The sequence below is a fragment of the Streptomyces sp. NPDC107765 genome, assembly GCF_055657085.1.
Genome location: NZ_JBVKBL010000003.1, coordinates 262027 through 280428, shown reverse-complemented (window position 1 = coordinate 280428; position 18402 = coordinate 262027). Strand labels below are relative to the sequence as shown.

Annotated in this window: 15 protein-coding genes; 1 reads left to right on the top strand and 14 read right to left on the bottom strand. The window is 72.4% G+C overall.

Annotation, left to right across the window (positions count from 1 at the left end):
* Position 1 precedes the first annotated feature (1 nt).
* The gene (locus ACZ7MX_RS09935) at positions 2–1270 is read right to left on the bottom strand and encodes an aspartate aminotransferase type Ic (RefSeq protein ID WP_472131020.1); all 1269 of its coding nucleotides are present in this window, start codon (positions 1268–1270) and stop codon (positions 2–4) included.
* Between the two features lie 140 nt (positions 1271–1410).
* A complete protein-coding gene (fmt, locus tag ACZ7MX_RS09930; protein WP_472131018.1) occupies positions 1411–2349 on the bottom strand; it encodes a methionyl-tRNA formyltransferase in 939 nt (312 codons plus the stop codon).
* Between the two features lie 249 nt (positions 2350–2598).
* Between fmt and ACZ7MX_RS09925 the strand changes: the two genes are divergently transcribed.
* On the top strand, positions 2599–3150 hold the full coding sequence (locus ACZ7MX_RS09925) for a hypothetical protein (protein ID WP_472131016.1): 552 nt from the start codon (positions 2599–2601) through the stop codon (positions 3148–3150).
* A gap of 161 nt (positions 3151–3311) precedes the next feature.
* On the opposite strand, the gene ACZ7MX_RS09920 is transcribed toward ACZ7MX_RS09925, so the two are convergent.
* The 12 genes from ACZ7MX_RS09920 to ACZ7MX_RS09865 all read right to left on the bottom strand — a co-directional run bounded on the left by ACZ7MX_RS09920 (position 3312) and on the right by ACZ7MX_RS09865 (position 18402).
* Entirely contained in the window at positions 3312–5453 is a 2142-nt protein-coding gene (locus tag ACZ7MX_RS09920) for a primosomal protein N' (RefSeq protein WP_472131014.1), read from the bottom strand.
* A gap of 130 nt (positions 5454–5583) precedes the next feature.
* Complete coding sequence (metK, locus tag ACZ7MX_RS09915; protein WP_472131012.1) at positions 5584–6792, bottom strand: methionine adenosyltransferase; 1209 nt, start codon at positions 6790–6792, stop codon at positions 5584–5586.
* A 253-nt stretch (positions 6793–7045) separates the two neighbouring features.
* The gene (gene coaBC / locus ACZ7MX_RS09910; RefSeq protein WP_472131010.1) at positions 7046–8284 is read right to left on the bottom strand and encodes a bifunctional phosphopantothenoylcysteine decarboxylase/phosphopantothenate--cysteine ligase CoaBC; all 1239 of its coding nucleotides are present in this window, start codon (positions 8282–8284) and stop codon (positions 7046–7048) included.
* Positions 8285–8409: 125 nt separating this feature from the next.
* Positions 8410–8682, bottom strand: a complete 273-nt coding sequence (rpoZ, locus tag ACZ7MX_RS09905; RefSeq protein ID WP_030412017.1) for a DNA-directed RNA polymerase subunit omega — start codon at positions 8680–8682, stop codon at positions 8410–8412.
* Positions 8683–8785: 103 nt separating this feature from the next.
* Complete coding sequence (gene gmk / locus ACZ7MX_RS09900; protein WP_472131008.1) at positions 8786–9409, bottom strand: guanylate kinase; 624 nt, start codon at positions 9407–9409, stop codon at positions 8786–8788.
* 38 nt (positions 9410–9447) lie between these two features.
* Positions 9448–9774, bottom strand: a complete 327-nt coding sequence (gene mihF, locus ACZ7MX_RS09895) for an integration host factor, actinobacterial type (protein ID WP_030412015.1) — start codon at positions 9772–9774, stop codon at positions 9448–9450.
* A gap of 206 nt (positions 9775–9980) precedes the next feature.
* Positions 9981–10823: an orotidine-5'-phosphate decarboxylase gene (gene pyrF / locus ACZ7MX_RS09890; protein WP_472131367.1), complete on the bottom strand. Its 843-nt coding sequence runs from the start codon at positions 10821–10823 to the stop codon at positions 9981–9983.
* A gap of 65 nt (positions 10824–10888) precedes the next feature.
* Entirely contained in the window at positions 10889–11998 is a 1110-nt protein-coding gene (locus ACZ7MX_RS09885) for a quinone-dependent dihydroorotate dehydrogenase (RefSeq protein ID WP_472131006.1), read from the bottom strand.
* 63 nt (positions 11999–12061) lie between these two features.
* Complete coding sequence (carB, locus tag ACZ7MX_RS09880) at positions 12062–15370, bottom strand: carbamoyl-phosphate synthase large subunit (protein WP_472131004.1); 3309 nt, start codon at positions 15368–15370, stop codon at positions 12062–12064.
* Entirely contained in the window at positions 15363–16520 is a 1158-nt protein-coding gene (gene carA, locus ACZ7MX_RS09875; RefSeq protein WP_472131002.1) for a glutamine-hydrolyzing carbamoyl-phosphate synthase small subunit, read from the bottom strand. The genes carB and carA overlap by 8 nt, the downstream gene beginning before the upstream one ends.
* Positions 16517–17119, bottom strand: coding sequence for a PH-like domain-containing protein (locus ACZ7MX_RS09870; RefSeq protein WP_472131000.1), 603 nt, complete (start codon positions 17117–17119; stop codon positions 16517–16519). Before ACZ7MX_RS09870 ends, carA begins: the two co-directional genes overlap by 4 nt.
* Positions 17116–18402 (bottom strand): dihydroorotase, encoded by a 1287-nt coding sequence (locus tag ACZ7MX_RS09865; protein ID WP_472130999.1) that lies wholly within the window; start codon positions 18400–18402, stop codon positions 17116–17118. Before ACZ7MX_RS09865 ends, ACZ7MX_RS09870 begins: the two co-directional genes overlap by 4 nt.

Here is an 18402-nt window from a genome sequence, read left to right as displayed (position 1 = left end):
GCTACGCGGCCCGCCGCTCGTGGCCGACGAGCCGGACGCAGACGGCGAGGCCCTCGATCGCCTGCTCCAGCTCCGCGAGGCCGGGGTAGCTGGGTGCGATCCGGATGACCGCGTCGCGCGGGTCGTCGCCGTACGGGTGGGTGGCGCCGGCCGGGGTGAGGACGATGCCCGCCTCGGCGGCCCGGCGGACGACCTCCTTGGCGCAGCCGTCCGGCACCTCCAGGGTCACGAAGTAGCCGCCCTTGGGCGTGGTCCAGCTCGCGAGCCCGGTCCCGCCGAGCTCCCGCTCCAGGATCCGGCCCACCGCCTCGAACTTGGGCCGGAGCACGGCGCGCTGGCGCTCCATGTGGGCGCGCACCCCGTCGGCGTCGCGCAGGAACATCACATGCCGCAGCTGGTTGACCTTGTCGGGGCCGATCGACCGCTTGGCGTTGTGGCCGAGCAGCCACGTCACGTTCGCGGGCGAGGAGCCGAAGAAGGCGACACCGGAGCCGGCCGCGGTGATCTTGGAGGTGGAGCCGAAGACGAACGCCCGGTCCGGGTTGCCGGCGTCGGCGCAGGCGGCGAGCAGGTCGGCGATCTCCACCGGCTCGTCGGTGAGGTGGTGGGCGGCGTACGCGTTGTCCCAGAAGATCCGGAAGTCGGGGGCGGCGGTGGGCATGGCGGCGAGCCGCGCCACGGTCGCGTCGCTGTAGCTGACACCGGTGGGGTTGCTGTACTTCGGCACGCACCATATGCCCTTGACCGCGGGGTCCTCGGCGACCAGCCGCTCCACGGCAGCCATGTCCGGGCCCTCGTCGGTCATCGGCACCGGGATCATCTCGATCCCGAAGCGCTCACAGAGCGCGAAGTGCCGGTCGTAGCCGGGCACCGGGCACAGGAACGCGATCCGCTCCTGGTCCGCCCAGCGCGACGCGGCGCCCGGCAGCACGCCCAGCAGGGCGTGCACCAGGCAGTCGTGCATCAGCTCCAGGCTGGAGTTGCCCGCCGCGAGCAGCTGCCCGGCCGGGACCTGGAGCAGCTCGGCGAAGATCTCCCGGAGCTCGGGCAGGCCCTGCAGCCCGCCGTAGTTGCGTACGTCCGTGCCGTCGGCGGAGGTGTACCGTCCGCCGGGCAGGCTCAGCAGGTCGGCGGAGAGGTCGAGCTGTTCCGGTGCCGGCTTGCCGCGGGTGAGGTTGAGCGAGAGCCCCCGTCCGGCGAGTTCCTGGTAGTCCTGACGGGCCCGCTCGACGAGACCGGCCGGCGCGTCGGGGCTCAGCTCGGTGGTCATGGTGCTTCCTTTCCCAGGGGCCGCGCCGCGGGGGCGGCGCGTCGTGCAGGTGGCGCCGCCGAGGATACAAACCGCCCCGGAGGACCGGCCCGGGAATTCCACCCACTGGGATCCGCGGGGCCGCGCGGGCCCCGGTGGCGTCAGCCGCCGAGCCGTTCGCCCGCCTCGATGCGTACGCCGCGCGCCCAGTCCGCGGCCTGCATCGGCTTCTTGCCCTGCGGCTGGACCCAGATCAGTTCGACCGGGTGGCTGCCGGTGCCGACGTACACGGCCTTCTTGGTGACGGCGAGTTCGCCGGGTGCCAGGGAGAGTTCGGTGTGGCCCGCGGCGGAGGTGGCGGACATCAGCTTCAGGCGCTCGCCGCGGAAGACCGTCCAGGCGCCGGGCGCGGGCGCACAGCCGCGGATCACCCGGTCGACCCGCAGGGCCGGCGCCGCCCAGTCCACCTTGGCGTCCTCGACCTCGATCTTCGGCGCGAGGGAGACGCCCTCGGCGGGCTGCGGCACCGGCGTCAGGGTGCCGTCCTCGATGCCGTCCATGGTCGCGACGAGCAGACCGGAGCCGGCGAACGCGAGCCGGGTGAGCAGATCGCCGCTGGTGTCGGTCGGCCGGACCTCCTCGGTCAACACCCCGTAGACCGGGCCGGAGTCGAGCCCCTCCTCGATCTGGAAGGTCGAGGCGCCGGTGACCTCGTCGCCGGCCAGCACCGCGTGCTGCACCGGTGCCGCGCCGCGCCAGGCCGGCAGCAGCGAGAAGTGCAGATTCACCCACCCCCTGGCGGGAATGTCGAGCGCCACCTTGGGCAGCAGGGCGCCGTAGGCGACCACCGGGCAGCAGTCCGGGGCGATCTCCCGCAGCCGGGCCAGGAAGTCCGCGTCCCGCGGCCGGGCGGGCTTGAGCACCTCGATGCCGGCCTCCTCCGCACGCTCCGCGACCGGGCTGGCGACCAGCTTCCGGCCACGTCCCGCGGGGGCGTCGGGCCTGGTCACGACGGCCACGACCTCGTGCCGGTCGGAGGCGATCAGGGCATCGAGGGAGGGGACGGCGACCTCGGGGGTGCCGGCGAAGACAAGCCTCATGGGTGGCGGACTACCTCTCACACGCAGCGGAACGACACACCAGTCTATGGGCCTTGCTCCGGGCCGGGAGCGCCGCTTCCGGGGGCGTACGACATTTCCCGCGCCTCGCACGGAAGCTCGTACGCCCCCATACCGTGACCAGAGCCGCTCCTGTCGCGTTGGTCAAACAGCATTGACCCGAACCGGGCCGCCGAGGCGGCCCGATCGTCTTCCCTTTCCTCATTCCACGCCGGTTCGAGAGGCTTGCTCATGGCCGACCACGCAACCCACGACGCCCAGGCGCGCGCCAGCCTGCATCTCCTGGTGCGGGACATCGAGCGGGTCCGCCGGCAGGTGGACGCACTGCGCACGCTGACCGCTCAGCTGGGCAACGTCTACCGGCCGCGGCGCACGGGTCCGTCCGCGGGCTTCGTCGTCTACGGACGCGCGCCCGCGCCGACCGTGCGCCTTGCCCAGGAGCTGCGGGACAGCGTCGAGACGCTCGTCACGGCCGCGGTCGACTTCGACCGTTCGCTGGGGTTCTCGTGGGACGCGGTGGGCTCCGCGCTCGGCGTCACCAAGCAGGCGGTGCACCGCCGTTACGGCGCCCGCCGGGCCACCGCCCAGCCCGCCGCGGACGGCGCGTCCGAGCCCGCGGTGCGTACGCCGGAGTCCGCCGCGACCCGCGCGGTGAGCGTGACCACCGGGCTGTCCGGCGCACCGTCCGTGCCGGCCGCCCGCTCCATGCCCGGCCAGTCCCCCGCGGTCGCCCGCGAAGAGCCGACCCGGCCGGGCGCCTTCCCCGGCCCGCGCAACGGCTGACCCCTCCCCCACGCCGGTCACCCGGCACCCTCGCCAGCGCCCCGGGACCGCCCGCCGACCTCGGTCCCGGGGCGGCGTCATGCCCGCCTCCGCACCCGGCCGCGGGCCCGGCACCCCGCAGCGCGGCCACCGGCCCCCGACCACGGCGCCGCGCCCCGTGATCAGCCCAGGTCCAGCGGATCGATCCGGACCCGCACCGCCGCCCCCTCCCGCTTGACCAGCCTGGCCGCCCGCGCCGCCTTGAGCGCCGCGGCGAGCGCCGCGCCCCGGCCCGGCCGGACCCGGACCAGCGCCCGCTCCCACTGCTCACCGGGCTGCGGATCACCCGGCCGGCGCGGCCGCCCCGGGTCCGGCACCGGAAGCGGCACCGGCCCCAACACCTCGGCGTCCGGCGGGAGTTCGGCCGCCCGCAGCAGCTCGGCGACGTCCTCCGGACGGCCGGTCACCGAGGCCATCCGGGACACCGGCGGGAACCCCAGCTCGGCCCGCTCGGCCAGCTCGCGCACCGCGTGCCCGGCCGGGTCCCAGCGCACCAGCGCCTGCACCGGCCGCAGCGTCGGCTCCGCGATGACCGCGACCGTGCCGCCCTCCGCCTGGCCGCGCACCAGCGCCGCGGCACCCAGCCAGCGCCGTAGCGCCTCCTCCCCCGCCCGCAGGTCCGCCCGCCCGAGCAGCGCCCAGCCGTCGAGCAGCAACGCGGCCGCATAGCCGCCGCCTTCGGCGACCGGCTCGGCACCAGGGGTGGAGACGACGAGGGCGGGGCGGTCCGGGACCGAGTCCAGGACGTGGTCCCGGCCGGAGGTGCGCACCGGCACCTCCGGGAAGGCCCGGCCCAGCTCCTCCGCCGTACGGTGCGCGCCGAAGACCCGCGCCCGCAGCCGGGCGCCACCGCACTCGGTGCAGTGCCAGTCCGGCGCCTCCTCGCCGCACCAACTGCAGCACAGCGCGGTGTCGTTGCTGCGCGCCTCCAGCGGGCCGGCGCAGTGTCGGCAGCGGGCCGGCTCCCGGCACCGCTCACAGGCCAGCCGGGGGACGTAGCCCCGGCGGGGCACCTGCACCAGCACCGGGCCGCGGGCCAGCCCGGCGCGGGCCGTCTGCCAGGCGAGCGTCGGCAGCCGGGCCACCCGCGCCGCCTCGTCGCGCGCGGCCTGCATGTCGTCGACGGTGCGGACCAACGGGGCGGCCGCGCGCAGCTGTTCGCGGGTGGCCTCCAGCGGCCGGGCCCAGCCGTTCTCGACGAGCTGGGTGGCCTCGACCGTGCGGCCCAGGTCGCCGACCAGGCAGGCGGCCTTCTCGTGCACCGCGCGGAGCAGGAGGACGTCCCGGGCGTGCGGATGCGGGGCGTTGGTGTCGCTGTGGCTGGAGTTGCCGTCGTCCCAGATGGCGACGAGGCCGAGGCCGGCCACCGGGGCGTACATCGTGGCGCGGGTGCCGATGACGGCCCGGACCGCGCCGCGGCGTATGGCCAGCCAGCGGCGGTACCGCTCCTCGGGGCCCGAATCGGCCACCAGGAGCGTGTGCAGCCCCGGCCCCACCAGCTCGGTCAGCGCCGCGTCCACCCGCGCCGCCGACCGCCCGTCGGGCATCACGACCAGGGCGCCGCGGCCGGACGCCAGGGTCGCCGCCACCGCCGCGGCCAGCTCCCCGGGCCATCGCGGTCCCGGGAGCGCGGTCCACACCGCGCGCGGCGCAGCGCCGCGCGCGAGGGCGTCCAGGAACGCCGGGCCGTCCGGATAGCGCGCCCAGCTGCCCGGGGCGGGCGGCGCGGGCGGGGGCGGTGGTTCGGGGAAGTGCTCCGCCTCCGCCTTGGCGTGCCGCGGCGGAACGGCCAGCTGGAGGACGTCGGCGAGCGAACCGGCGTACCGGTCGGCGACCGCCCGGCACAGCGCCAGCAGCTCCGGGCTGAGCACCGGCTCGGGCGAGACGACCTGGGCGAGCGCGGCCAGCGGGCCGCGGTAGTCGGACTCCGCGACCCGCTCGACCAGATAGCCGTCGAGCAGCCCGCCGCCCTCGCGCCGCCCCTCGCGCACCCGGCCGGCCCCCGCGCCGAACCGCACCCGGACCCGGACGCCGGGCCGGGCCTCGGCGTCCATGGCGGCGGGCACGGCGTAGTCCCACAGCTTGTCGAGGTGGACCGGGCCCTTGTCGACCAGGACCCGGGCCACGGGGAGGGCATCGGCGAGCTGCGCGCCCCGCCACGTCCGCGGCTTGGCGCGCTCCGCCCTGGTCTCCCGGACGGTCTCCCTGATGAGGGCCAGCTGCTCGCCCCGCTCCCCCGGATCCCGCCCGTTCTCACTGCTCACAGCACCAGTCTTAGCAGACCGCACCGACAACGGCCGCGGGCCGGAGCGCGGCCGCGGGCCGGAGCCCCGGGAACGCCGCCGGCCCCGTACCGCGGGGCGGTACGGGGCCGGGGCCGGGACGGTGCGCTGCTTACAGGCCCGTGGCCTTCTTCAGCGCCTCGACGCGGTCGGTCCGCTCCCAGGTGAAGTCCTCCAGCTCACGGCCGAAGTGGCCGTAGGCGGCGGTCTGGGAGTAGATCGGGCGGAGCAGGTCGAGGTCGCGGATGATCGCGGCCGGGCGGAGGTCGAAGACCTCGGTGATGGCCTGCTCGATCTTGTCCGTGTCGACGGTGGCGGTGCCGAAGGTCTCGACGAAGAGACCGACCGGCTCGGCCTTGCCGATGGCGTACGCGACCTGGACCTCGCAGCGGGCGGCGAGGCCGGCGGCGACCACGTTCTTGGCGACCCAGCGCATGGCGTAGGCGGCCGAGCGGTCGACCTTGGACGGGTCCTTGCCGGAGAAGGCGCCGCCGCCGTGGCGGGCCATACCGCCGTAGGTGTCGATGATGATCTTGCGGCCGGTCAGGCCGGCGTCGCCCATCGGGCCGCCGATCTCGAAGCGGCCGGTGGGGTTGACCAGCAGGCGGTAGCCGTCGGTGTCCAGCTTGATGCCGTCCTCGACGAGCTGGTTGAGGACGTGCTCGACGACGAACTCGCGGATGTCGGGAGCGAGCAGCGAGTCGAGGTCGATGTCGCTGGCGTGCTGCGAGGAGACCACGACGGTGTCGAGGCGGACGGCCTTGTGGCCGTCGTACTCGATGGTGACCTGGGTCTTGCCGTCGGGGCGGAGGTAGGGGATGGTGCCGTTCTTCCGGACCTCGGACAGCCGGCGCGAGAGGCGGTGCGCGAGGTAGATCGGGAGCGGCATCAGCTCCGGCGTCTCGTCGCAGGCATAGCCGAACATCAGGCCCTGGTCGCCCGCGCCCTGCCGGTCCAGCTCGTCGTCGTCGCCCTCGACGCGGTTCTCGTAGGCGGTGTCGACGCCCTGCGCGATGTCCGGGGACTGCGCGCCGATGGAGACCGAGACGCCGCAGGACGCGCCGTCGAAGCCCTTCTTGGACGAGTCGTAACCGATCTCGAGGATCTTGTTGCGGACGAGGTTGGGGATGTCGGCGTACGCCTTGGTCGTCACCTCGCCGGCCACGTGGACCAAGCCGGTGGTGATCAGCGTCTCGACGGCGACCCGGGAGGTGGGGTCCTCCTTCAGGAGCGCGTCGAGGATCGTGTCGCTGATCTGGTCAGCGATCTTGTCGGGGTGGCCCTCGGTGACGGACTCCGAGGTGAACAGGCGGCGGGACACATCGCTCCCTGGGGTTGCAGCGGCTGCTGGCTGATCATTGGCGGAAGGGCCGAGAGCTGCGCTCGGCCCGATCCACTCGCCAGTTTATCGGTCGTATGTGGCGTTCGGGTACGCGGTCTCGATTTCTGGACCCCTCGTGACCTGGGACACCACACCTCACGGTAGGACGATCACCGGGCGGGGGCGACATGGTCAAGGGAACACGCCCGATTTTGTGGGGCCGGTGGGGTGAAAGAGGAGAAGGTGCGCCGATTCAGCGGCGATTCCCGGCCAGCCGGGGGACGACCAGGTCCCACACCGTGTCCGCGAGGGCTTCCTTCGGACCGTACGGAACCGGGGTCTCGGTGCCGTCGGCCGCCAGGATCACCGCCTCGTTCTCGGCCGAGCCGAACGCCTTGTACTCGCCGACCTCGTTGACGACCAGCAGGTCACAGCCCTTGCGGGCGAGCTTGGCGCGCCCGTTGGCGAGCACGTCGTCGGTCTCCGCGGCGAATCCCACCACCACCTGGCCGGGCCGGGCGCGGTCGGCGGACAGCTCGGCGAGGATGTCCGGATTCCGGACCAGCACGACCGGCTCCGGCTCCTGGCCCTCGACCTTCTTGATCTTGGCGGTGGTGTAGACGGCGGGGCGGAAGTCGGCGACCGCGGCCGCCATGACCACGGCGTCGGCGTCCGCGGCGGCCTTCAGCACGGCCTCCCGGAGCTGGCGGGCGGTGCCGACCGGGATCACGTCCACGCCCACGGGGTCGGGCAGCTCGGTGTTCCCGGCGACGAGGGTGACCCGGGCGCCGCGCGCGGCCGCCGTGGCCGCGAGCGCGTAGCCCTGCTTCCCGGAGGAGCGGTTGCCCAGGTAGCGGACGGGGTCCAGGGGCTCGCGGGTGCCGCCGGCGCTGACCACGACATGGCGTCCGGCGAGGTCCGCCACGGCGGCCCCCTCGGCCCCGCGGGCCAGCACCCGGCGGCAGAGGGCGAAGATCTCCACCGGGTCGGGGAACCGGCCCTTGCCGGTGTCGACGCCGGTCAGCCGGCCGACCGCGGGCTCGACGACGATCGCGCCGCGGCGGCGCAGCGTGGCGACGTTCTCCTGGGTGGCCGGGTTCTCCCACATCTCGGTGTGCATCGCGGGGGCGAAGATCACCGGACAGCGGGCGGTCAGCAGGGTGTTGGTCAGCAGGTCGTCGGCGAGGCCGTGGGCGGCCTTGGCCAGCATGTCGGCGGTGGCCGGAGCCACCACGACGAGGTCCGCGGCCTGGCCGATCCGGACGTGCGGGACCTCGTGGACGGACTCCCAGACCTCGGTGGCGGCCGGGTGGCCGGACAGCGCGGACCAGGTGGCCTCGCCGACGAAGTGCAGCGCCGAGGCGGTCGGCACCACCCGGACGTCGTGCCCGGACTCGGTCAGCCGGCGCAGCAGCTCGCACGCCTTGTACGCGGCGATCCCGCCGCTGACCCCCAGGACGACCCTGGGCCGCTCCCGCTCCCGCTTGTCCATCGCTTCGCCGCTCCCGAGTCCGGTCCGCGCCACGGCCGTGGCGTCCGTGGCGTCCTCACGTCCCTATGACACACCAAAGGCCCGGCGGTCGTGCCGCCGGGCCCTGGATGAAACGCCATGCGTGCTTACTGGGCCGGGCCCTCGATGGACTCGGAGGTCAGCAGACCCGCGTTGATCTCGCGCAGCGCGATCGACAGGGGCTTCTCGTGGACGTGGGTGTCCACGAGCGGGCCGACGTACTCCAGCAGGCCCTCGCCGAGCTGGGAGTAGTACGCGTTGATCTGGCGCGCGCGCTTGGCGGCGTAGATCACGAGGCTGTACTTCGAGTCGGTGGCCTCGAGAAGCTCATCAATGGGCGGGTTGATGATGCCCTCGGGAGCGGTGATGGAAGAGGACACTCTCTACCTTCCGAAAGGGGATGAAGCCTGGGTGTCATGCACCCGGCCGTCGTACGGGCCGGCGCAAAGTCTGTGCGTCCGGAGCCGGAGCGGCTCCGCGGGGTCAGCCGCTGGTGCTCTTGTCCCCGGATCGATGCAACATCAAGGCTAGCAGCTCACGGCTCACGTCCTCGACGGAGGTGTTGACGCACGTCACGTCGAACTCCTTCTCCGCGGCCAGCTCGACCCGGGCCGCCTCCAGGCGGCGCTCGATGACCTCGGGCGCCTCCGTGCCCCGGCCGGTGAGCCGGCGGACCAGCTCCTCCCAGCTCGGCGGGGCGAGGAAGACCAGCTGGGCCTCGGGCATGGACTCCCGGACCTGGCGGGCGCCCTGCAGGTCGATCTCCAGCAGGACCGGCTCACCGGCCGCCAGACGGTCCAGGACCGCCTGGCGCGGGGTGCCGTAGCGGTTGCCGGCGAACTCGGCCCATTCGAGCAGCTCGCCGTTGGCGACCAGCTTGTCGAACTCCTCGTCGTCGACGAAGAAGTACTGGACGCCGTGCCGCTCCCCGGGTCGCGGGGAGCGGGTGGTGGCCGAGACCGAGAGCCATACCTCGGGGTGGACCTTGCGCATATGCGCGACGACCGTGCTCTTGCCGACCCCTGAGGGGCCGGAGAGCACGGTCAGTCGCGGTTGTCTGGCCGGGGGGCCGGCGGGGGTCGTCCCCCGGGAGACTGCAGAACTCATGCAGCGATTATTCCAGCTTCCCGGCGATGCCGGAAAATTCAGCCGGAAGCGCTGCCGCCGAATTCGCGCTCGAGTGCCGCGATCTGGTTGGAGCCAAGGCCCCGGACGCGGCGGCTCTCGGAGATCCCGAGCCGCTCCATGAGCTGCTTGGCACGGACCTTGCCCACGCCGGGCAGGGACTCCAGGAGGGCGGAGACCTTCATCTTGCCGATGACGTCGTTCTTCTGGCCCTGCTGGATGACCTCGTGGAGGGAAGCACCGGAGTGCTTGAGCCGATTCTTGACCTCGGCGCGCTCCCGGCGAGCCGCGGCGGCCTTCTCGAGCGCGGCTGCGCGCTGTTCAGGGGTAAGGGGCGGAAGAGCCACGCCTACGTCACCTCGGATGTCGAACTGTCGGATACGGACCGGTGTGGAACCTAGTCGCCCCGCATCAGCGGAGCAACGAGCAACGCGCTTACGTGCACTGCTCTCGACGGAGACTAGCGGCCGAGCGCGCCGGAGTCAGCGAGAACAGACGAAAAGTCCTGGTCAGACTCTGCTGACCAGGACAATTCGGGACCAAACTCCCCGTCTTACGGTGCCTGATCGAGCGCGGTGCGCACTTCCTCGGTGAATCGGTCCGTCGCGGCACGCAGTCCGGCGGCGTCCGGACCGTGCTTCAGCACCCCCCGGCTGACGCTGGGGAGGACGTTTCCGGCCGCGGCGCCGAAAACGGTCGGCAGGTCGGCCGGGGTGGCGCCCTGTGCGCCGATGCCGGGAGCCAGCAGCGGGCCGTTGATCGCCAGATCGAACGAGGAGAGATCGCCGAGGGTGGCGCCGACCACCGCGCCGAAGGAGCCCAGCGGCTCGGCGCCGGCGTTCTCGGCGGCGAGGTGGCCGAGCATGGTCGCCGCGAGGGTGCGGCCGTCCTCGCGGACCGCGCGCTGGACCTCGGCGCCCTCCGGGTTGGAGGTCAGCGCCAGCACGAACAGGCCCGCGCCGCTCTCCCGGGCCAGGTCGGCGGCCGGCTTCAGCGAGCCGTAGCCGAGGTACGGGGAGACCGTCAGGGCGTCCGAGAACAGCGGCGAATCCGGGCGCAGATAGGTCTCGGCGTAGGCCGCCATGGTGGAGCCGATGTCGCCGCGCTTGGCGTCCATGAGCACCAGCGCGCCGCGTTCGCGGGCCTCGACGACGGCGGTCTCCAGCACGGCCAGGCCGCGCGAGCCGAACCGCTCGAAGAACGCTACTTGCGGCTTGAAGACGGCGACGTGCTCGCCGAGCGCCTCGACGACGGTGCGGGTGAACCGGGCCAGGCCCGCGACGTCGTCGTTCAGGCCCCAGTCGGCCAGCAGCGAGGCGTGCGGGTCGATGCCGACGCAGAGCGGCCCCCGCTCGTCCATGGCGCGGCGCAGGCGAGCCCCGAAGGGGCTGGACATGCGATGCGGCCCGGAGGGCCTCGATGAGGGGTGGTGGCCGGGCGACGGGTGGGCGAAAGGCTCCGTCATGCGGTCACCTTCTTGTGCTCGGCGCCGACGGCGTCGGCGAGGGTGGCGTACGGGCTGGTGCGCAGGCGCGCGGCCAGGCCCTTGTGGATCGAGCGGCACCAGAACGGGCCCTGGTAGATGAAGGCGCTGTAGCCCTGGACGAGGGTGGCGCCGGCGAGGATGCGCTGCCAGGCGTCCTCGGCGGTCTCGATGCCGCCGACGCCGACCAGGGTGATCTTGTCGCCGACCCGGGCGTAGAGGCGGCGCAGCACCTCCAGGGAGCGCTGCTTGACGGGCGCGCCGGAGAGGCCGCCGGTCTCCTTGACCAGGGCCGGGTCGGACGTCAGGCCCAGGCCCTCGCGGGCGATGGTGGTGTTGGTGGCGATGATGCCGTCCAGGCCGAGTTCGACGGCGAGGTCGGCGACCGCGTCGACGTCCTCGTCGGCCAGATCCGGGGCGATCTTGACCAGGAGGGGCACCCGGCGCTCGGTGACCGTGCGGTCGGCGGCCTCGCGGACCGCGGTCAGCAGCGGCCGCAGGTGGTCGACCGCCTGGAGGTTGCGCAGGCCCGGGGTGTTCGGCGACGAGACGTTGACGACCAGGTAGTCGGCGTGCCGGGCCAGTCGCTCGGTGGAGGTGACGTAGTCCCCGATCGCCTCGGACTCCGGGACGATCTTGGTCTTGCCGATGTTGACGCCGAGGGTGGTCGGGAAGACCGGGTTGCGGGCCGCCAGGCGGGCCGCGACGGACGCGGAACCGTCGTTGTTGAAGCCCATGCGGTTGATCAGCGCGCGGTCCGGTACGAGCCGGAACAGGCGCTTCTTGGGGTTGCCGGGCTGCGGCTGGGCGGTGACCGTGCCGATCTCGACGTGGTCGAAGCCGAGCATGGTCATGCCGTCGATGGCGACCGCGTTCTTGTCGAAGCCGGCGGCCAGGCCGAACGGGCCGTGCATCCGGCGGCCGAACGCCTCGACGCGCAGTTCCTTGTAGCGCGGGGCGAGGGCGGCGGCGAGGAAGGTGCGCAGCACGGGCACCTGCGCGGCCCGCCGGATCCAGCCGAAGGCCAGGTGGTGGGCCCGCTCGGGATCCATGCGCGTGAAGAAGAGCCGGAAGAAGAGCTGGTACATGGTGTGTGTCCTCATGAAGAGGGGGACACAGCGGCGGTTTCGCTGTGTCCCCCTCACGGGCTGCTAGTCGCGGGCCGCGGTCAGGTGTTCCGCGTGTTCCTGGAGTGACCTGACGCCCACGTCGCCGCGGTTCATCGCCTCGATGCCCTGGACGGCGGCCGCGAGGGCCTGGACCGTGGTCAGGCAGGGCACGGAGCGGGCCACCGCCGCCGTACGGATGTCGTAGCCGTCGAGCCGGCCGCCGGTGCCGTACGGGGTGTTGACGATCAGGTCGACCTCGCCGGCGTGGATCAGCTGGACGATGGTCTGCTCGCCGTTCGGGCCCTCGCCCTCGGACTGCTTGCGCACGACGGTGGCGTTGATGCCGTTGCGGCGCAGCACCTCGGCCGTGCCGGAGGTGGCGAGCAGCTCGAAGCCGTGCGCGACCAGCTCCCGCGCCGGGAAGATCATCGAGCGCTTGTCGCGGTTGGCGACGGAGACGAACGCCCGGCCCTTGGTGGGCAGCGCGCCGTACGCCCCGGCCTGCGACTTGGCGTAGGCGGTGCCGAAGACCGAGTCGATGCCCATGACCTCACCGGTGGAGCGCATCTCCGGGCCGAGGATCGTGTCCACGCCGCGGCCGTGGACGTCGCGGAACCGGCTCCACGGCATCACGGCCTCCTTGACGGAGATCGGCGCGTCCAGCGGCAGGGTGCCGCCGTCGCCGGTCTTCGGCAGCAGGCCCTCGGCGCGCAGTTCGGCGATGGTGGCGCCGAGCGAGATCCTCGCCGCGGCCTTGGCCAGCGGCACCGCGGTCGCCTTCGAGGTGAAGGGGACGGTGCGGGACGCGCGGGGGTTGGCCTCCAGGACGTAGAGGATGTCGCCGGCCATCGCGAACTGGATGTTGATCAGTCCGCGGACGCCGACGCCCTTGGCGATGGCCTCGGTGGAGGCACGCAGCCGCTTGATGTCGAAGCCGCCGAGGGTGATCGGGGGCAGCGCACAGGCGGAGTCGCCGGAGTGGATGCCGGCCTCCTCGATGTGCTCCATGACGCCGCCGAGGTAGAGCTCGTGGCCGTCGTAGAGCGCGTCGACGTCGATCTCTATGGCGTCGTCGAGGAAGCGGTCGATGAGGACCGGGTGCTCGGAGATCAGCCCCGCGTGCCGCTCCAGGTACTCGCCGAGCGACGGCTCGTCGTAGACGATCTCCATGCCGCGGCCGCCGAGGACGTAGGAGGGCCGGACCATGACCGGGTAACCGATCTCGGCGGCGATCCGCTTGGCCTCGTCGAAGGAGAAGGCGGTGCCGTACTTGGGGGCGGGCAGCCCGGCCTCGGTGAGGACCCGGCCGAAGGCGCCGCGCTCCTCGGCGAGGTCGATCGCCTCGGGCGAGGTGCCGACGATCGGCACGCCGTTGTCCTTGAGCGCCTGCGCCAGGCCCAGCGGGGTCTGGCCGCCGAGCTGGACGATGACGCCGGCGACCGGCCCGGCCTGGGTCTCGGCGTGCACGATCTCCAGCACGTCTTCCAGCGTGAGCGGCTCGAAGTACAGGCGGTCGGAGGTGTCGTAGTCCGTCGAGACGGTCTCCGGGTTGCAGTTGACCATCACGGTCTCGTAGCCGGCGTCGGACAGCGCGAACGAGGCGTGGACGCAGGAGTAGTCGAACTCGATGCCCTGGCCGATGCGGTTGGGGCCGGAGCCGAGGATGATCACGGCCGGCTTCTCGCGCGGGGCGACCTCGCTCTCCTCGTCGTAGGACGAGTAGAAGTACGGGGTCTTCGCGGCGAACTCGGCGGCGCAGGTGTCGACGGTCTTGTAGACCGGGCGGACGCCGAGGGCGTGCCGGACCTCGCGCACGACGTCCTCGCGCAGGCCCCGGACCGCGGCGATCTGCGCGTCGGAGAAGCCGTAGCGCTTTGCTTCCGCGAGGATTTCCGGGCCGAGCTTGTCGGCGTCGGCGATCTCGTCGGCGATCTCCTTGACCAGGAAGAGCTGGTCGACGAACCAGGGGTCGATCTTCGTGGCGTCGAAGACCTCCTGGGGGGTGGCGCCCGCGCGGATCGCCTGCATGACGGTGTTGATCCGGCCGTCGGTGGGGACCTGGGACTTCTCCAGGAGGGCGGCCTTCTCGCCCGGCTCGCCGGCGAAGTCGAACTGGCTGCCCTTCTTCTCCAGCGAGCGCAGCGCCTTCTGCAGCGCCTCGGGGAAGTTGCGGCCGATGGCCATGGCCTCGCCGACCGACTTCATGGTGGTGGTCAGCTTGGCGTCGGCGGCCGGGAACTTCTCGAAGGCAAAACGCGGCACCTTGACGACGACGTAGTCGAGGGTCGGCTCGAAGGAGGCCGGGGTCTGCTCGGTGATGTCGTTGGGGATCTCGTCGAGGGTGTAGCCGACGGCGAGACGGGCGGCGATCTTCGCGATCGGGAAGCCGGTGGCCTTGGAGGCGAGCGCCGAGGACCGCGACACCCGCGGGTTCATCTCGATGACGATCACACGACCGTCCTCGGGGTTCACCGCGAACTGGATGTTGCAGCCGCCGGTGTCCACGCCGACCTCGCGGATGACCGCGATGCCGACGTCCCGCAGGATCTGGTACTCGCGGTCGGTGAGCGTCATGGCCGGGGCGACGGTGATCGAGTCGCCGGTGTGGACGCCCATCGGGTCGAAGTTCTCGATGGAGCAGACGACCACGACGTTGTCGTTCTTGTCGCGCATCAGCTCCAGCTCGTACTCCTTCCAGCCGAGGATGGACTCCTCCAGGAGCACCTCGGTGGTAGGGGAGAGCGTGAGGCCCTGGCCGGCGATCCGGCGCAGCTCGTCCTCGTCGTGCGCGAAGCCGGAGCCGGCGCCGCCCATGGTGAAGGACGGGCGAACGACGACGGGGTAGCCGCCGAGCGTCTCGACGCCCGCCAGGACGTCGTCCATGGAGTGGCAGATGACCGAGCGGGCGGACTCGCCGTGGCCGATCTTGCGGTTGACCTCCTCCACGACCTCCTTGAAGAGGTCGCGGTCCTCACCCTTGTTGATCGCCTCGACGTTGGCGCCGATGAGCTCGACCCCGTACTTCTCCAGGGTGCCGGCCTCGTGGAGGGAGATCGCGGTGTTGAGCGCGGTCTGGCCGCCCAGGGTGGGCAGCAGGGCGTCCGGGCGCTCCTTGGCGATGATCTTCTCGACGAATTCCGGGGTGATCGGCTCGACGTAGGTCGCGTCGGCGATCTCCGGGTCGGTCATGATCGTCGCCGGGTTGGAGTTCACCAGGATGACGCGCAGGCCCTCGGACTTGAGGACCCGGCAGGCCTGGGTGCCGGAGTAGTCGAACTCGGCGGCCTGTCCGATGACGATCGGGCCGGAGCCGATGACCAGGACGGACTGGATATCGGTGCGCTTAGGCACGCTGGCCCTCCATCAGGGATACGAAGCGGTCGAAGAGGTACGCGGCGTCGTGCGGACCCGCGGCGGCTTCGGGGTGGTACTGGACGCTGAAGGCCGGCTGGTCGAGGAGGTGCAGACCCTCCACCACGTTGTCGTTGAGGCAGACGTGGGAGACCTCGGCACGGCCGAAGGGGGTGTCGGAAACCTTGTCGAGCGGGGCGTCGACGGCGAATCCGTGGTTGTGCGCGGTGACCTCGACCTTGCCGGTCGTACGGTCCTGGACCGGCTGGTTGATGCCGCGGTGGCCGTACTTGAGCTTGTAGGTGCCGAAGCCCAGTGCGCGGCCGAGGATCTGGTTGCCGAAGCAGATGCCGAAGAGCGGGGTCTTCCGCTCCAGCACGCCGCGCATGACGGAGACCGGGTGGTCGGCGGTGGCCGGGTCGCCGGGGCCGTTGGAGAAGAACACGCCGTCGGGGTTGACGGCGTAGACGTCCTCGACGGTCGCCGTCGCCGGCAGCACGTGCACCTCGATGCCGCGCTCGGCCATGCGGTGCGGGGTCATGCCCTTGATGCCGAGGTCGACGGCGGCGACGGTGAACTTCTTCTCGCCGATCGCCGGGACCACGTAGGGCTCCTTGGTGGCGACCTGCGTGGAGAGGTCGGCGCCCATCATCTCGGGAGCCTGCCGCACCTTGGCGAGCATGGTGCCCGCGTCGGGCAGCGCGTCGCCGGAGAAGATCCCGACCCGCATGGCGCCGCGCTCGCGCAGGTGGCGGGTGAGCGCGCGGGTGTCGACGCCGCTGATGCCGACGACGCCCTGGGCGGTGAGTTCCTCGTCCAGGGAGCGCACCGAGCGCCAGTTGGACGGGATCCGGGCGGGGTCGCGGACGACGTAGCCGGCGACCCAGATCCGCTGCGACTCGGGGTCCTCGTCGTTGACCCCGGTGTTGCCGATGTGCGGGGCGGTCATGACGACGACCTGGCGGTGGTACGAGGGGTCGGTCAGCGTCTCCTGGTAGCCGGTCATGCCGGTGGAGAACACCGCTTCGCCGAAGGTCTCCCCCACGGCCCCGTAGGCACGACCGCTGAACGTGCGGCCGTCCTCCAGGACAAGTACGGCGGGAAGCGCCTTGTTCCTCAAAGAGGAGCTTCCCCTGGTGGAGGTCGTCATCGTGCGCCTTCCGTTTCGCTCTGCTCGGTGGTGTTTCGGGTGGTGCCGGTGGGGGTGGTGCTCAGTGCGGTGAGGGCCTCGACCCAGGCGGGGTGCTCCTCCGCCCGGTCGGAGCGGAAACCGGAGTCGAGCTCCTGGTCCCCGTGCTGCCAGGTGACGACGAGCAGGCCGCCCTCGGTGAGGACCTTGCCGGCGATGCCCTTGTCGAGGCGGGCGCCGCGCAGCGCGGCGGCCGGCACGAAGAAGTCCGTCGCGCCCGGCCGTACGACGTCCAGGCCCGCCTCGGTGAGGGTCAGCTCGACGCGGCTGCGGGTGCCCAGACCGTGCGCCACGATCCGGTCGAGCCACTGCCCGGCGGTGGTGGAGCCGTGGTAGCGCCCGCTGAGCGTGAGCTTCGGCTCGCCCGGGCTTTCGGGGGTGGACGGCAGCTCGGGCAGGTCGCCCTGGAGCGTGCCGCGCCATTTCCAGCCCTGGCGCATCAGCCAGTAGACGAAGGCGACCAGGACCAGCAGGCCGGCGACCCAGCCGAGCCGGGCCGCCCAGTCGGTGACCGGCGCGGACCGCTGCGCCTCGGCCAGTTGCATCAGTGGAGGAGTCACGCCAGCTTCCCGTCGACGACCGTTGCGCGGCCCCGCAGGAAGGTGTGGGTGACGCGTCCCGGCAGCTCACGGCCCTCGTAGGGGGTGTTGCGGCTGCGGGAGGCGAAGCCCGCGGGGTCCACCTCTCCACGGTAAGCGGAATCGACCAGGGTGAGGTTGGCGGGCTCACCAGCCGAGATGGGCCGGCCGTGGCCCTCCAGACGGCCGATCCGCGCGGGCCGGAAGGACATCCGCTCGGCGACGCCGGCCCAGTCCAGCAGCCCGGTGTCGACCATCGTGTGCTGGACGACGGAGAGCGCGGTCTCCAGGCCGACCATGCCCATGGCCGCGGCGCCCCACTCGCAGTCCTTGTCCTCGTGCGGGTGCGGGGCGTGGTCGGTGGCGACGATGTCGATCGTGCCGTCCGCCAGCGCCTCGCGCAGGGCCAGCACGTCGCGCTCGGTGCGCAGCGGCGGGTTGACCTTGTAGACGGGGTTGTAGGTGCGCACCAGCTCGTCGGTGAGGAGGAGGTGGTGCGGGGTGACCTCGGCGGTGACGTCGATGCCGCGGGACTTGGCCCAGCGGACGATCTCCACGGACCCGGCGGTCGAGAGGTGGCAGATGTGGACCCGGGAGCCGACGTGCTCGGCGAGCAGCACGTCCCGGGCGATGATCGACTCCTCGGCGACCGCGGGCCAGCCGCCCAGGCCCAGCTCGGCCGAGACGATGCCCTCGTTCATCTGGGCACCCTCGGTCAGCCGCGGCTCCTGGGCGTGCTGGGCGACGACGCCGCCGAACGCCTTCACGTACTCCAGGGCCCGGCGCATGATCACCGCGTCGTCGACGCACTTGCCGTCGTCGGAGAAGACGGTGACCCCGGCGGCGGACTCGTGCATGGCGCCGAGCTCGGCGAGCTTCTTGCCCTCCAGGCCGACCGTGACGGCGCCGATGGGCTGCACGTCGCAGTAGCCGTGTTCCTGGCCGAGCCGGTAGACCTGCTCGACGACGCCGGCGGTGTCGGCGACCGGGAAGGTGTTGGCCATGGCGAAGACGGCGGTGTAGCCGCCGGAGGCGGCCGCGCGGGTGCCGGTGAGGACGGTCTCGGAGTCCTCGCGGCCGGGCTCGCGCAGGTGGGTGTGCAGGTCGACGAGCCCGGGGAGGAGGACCTTGCCGCCGGCCTCGATGATCTGCGCGCCGTCCGCGTCGAGGCCGCTGCCCACGGTCTCGATGAACTCGCCGTCGATCAGGACGTCCTGCGGCTCGCCGCCGAGCACCTGCGCACCACGGATCAGGATCTTGCTCAT

What these genes read in the sequence shown, in the direction of transcription:
- ACZ7MX_RS09935 (WP_472131020.1), bottom strand. Translation starts at nt 1,270, where the DNA reads ATGACCACCGAGCTGAGCCCCGACGCGCCGGCCGGTCTCGTCGAGCGG.
- ACZ7MX_RS09925 (WP_472131016.1), top strand. Translation starts at nt 2,599, where the DNA reads ATGGCCGACCACGCAACCCACGACGCCCAGGCGCGCGCCAGCCTGCAT.
- gmk (WP_472131008.1), bottom strand. Translation starts at nt 9,409, where the DNA reads ATGAGTTCTGCAGTCTCCCGGGGGACGACCCCCGCCGGCCCCCCGGCC.
- carA (WP_472131002.1), bottom strand. Translation starts at nt 16,520, where the DNA reads ATGACGACCTCCACCAGGGGAAGCTCCTCTTTGAGGAACAAGGCGCTT.
- coaBC (WP_472131010.1), bottom strand. Translation starts at nt 8,284, where the DNA reads ATGGACAAGCGGGAGCGGGAGCGGCCCAGGGTCGTCCTGGGGGTCAGC.
- fmt (WP_472131018.1), bottom strand. Translation starts at nt 2,349, where the DNA reads ATGAGGCTTGTCTTCGCCGGCACCCCCGAGGTCGCCGTCCCCTCCCTC.
- pyrF (WP_472131367.1), bottom strand. Translation starts at nt 10,823, where the DNA reads ATGTCCAGCCCCTTCGGGGCTCGCCTGCGCCGCGCCATGGACGAGCGG.
- ACZ7MX_RS09865 (WP_472130999.1), bottom strand. Translation starts at nt 18,402, where the DNA reads ATGAGCAAGATCCTGATCCGTGGTGCGCAGGTGCTCGGCGGCGAGCCG.
- ACZ7MX_RS09885 (WP_472131006.1), bottom strand. Translation starts at nt 11,998, where the DNA reads ATGTACCAGCTCTTCTTCCGGCTCTTCTTCACGCGCATGGATCCCGAG.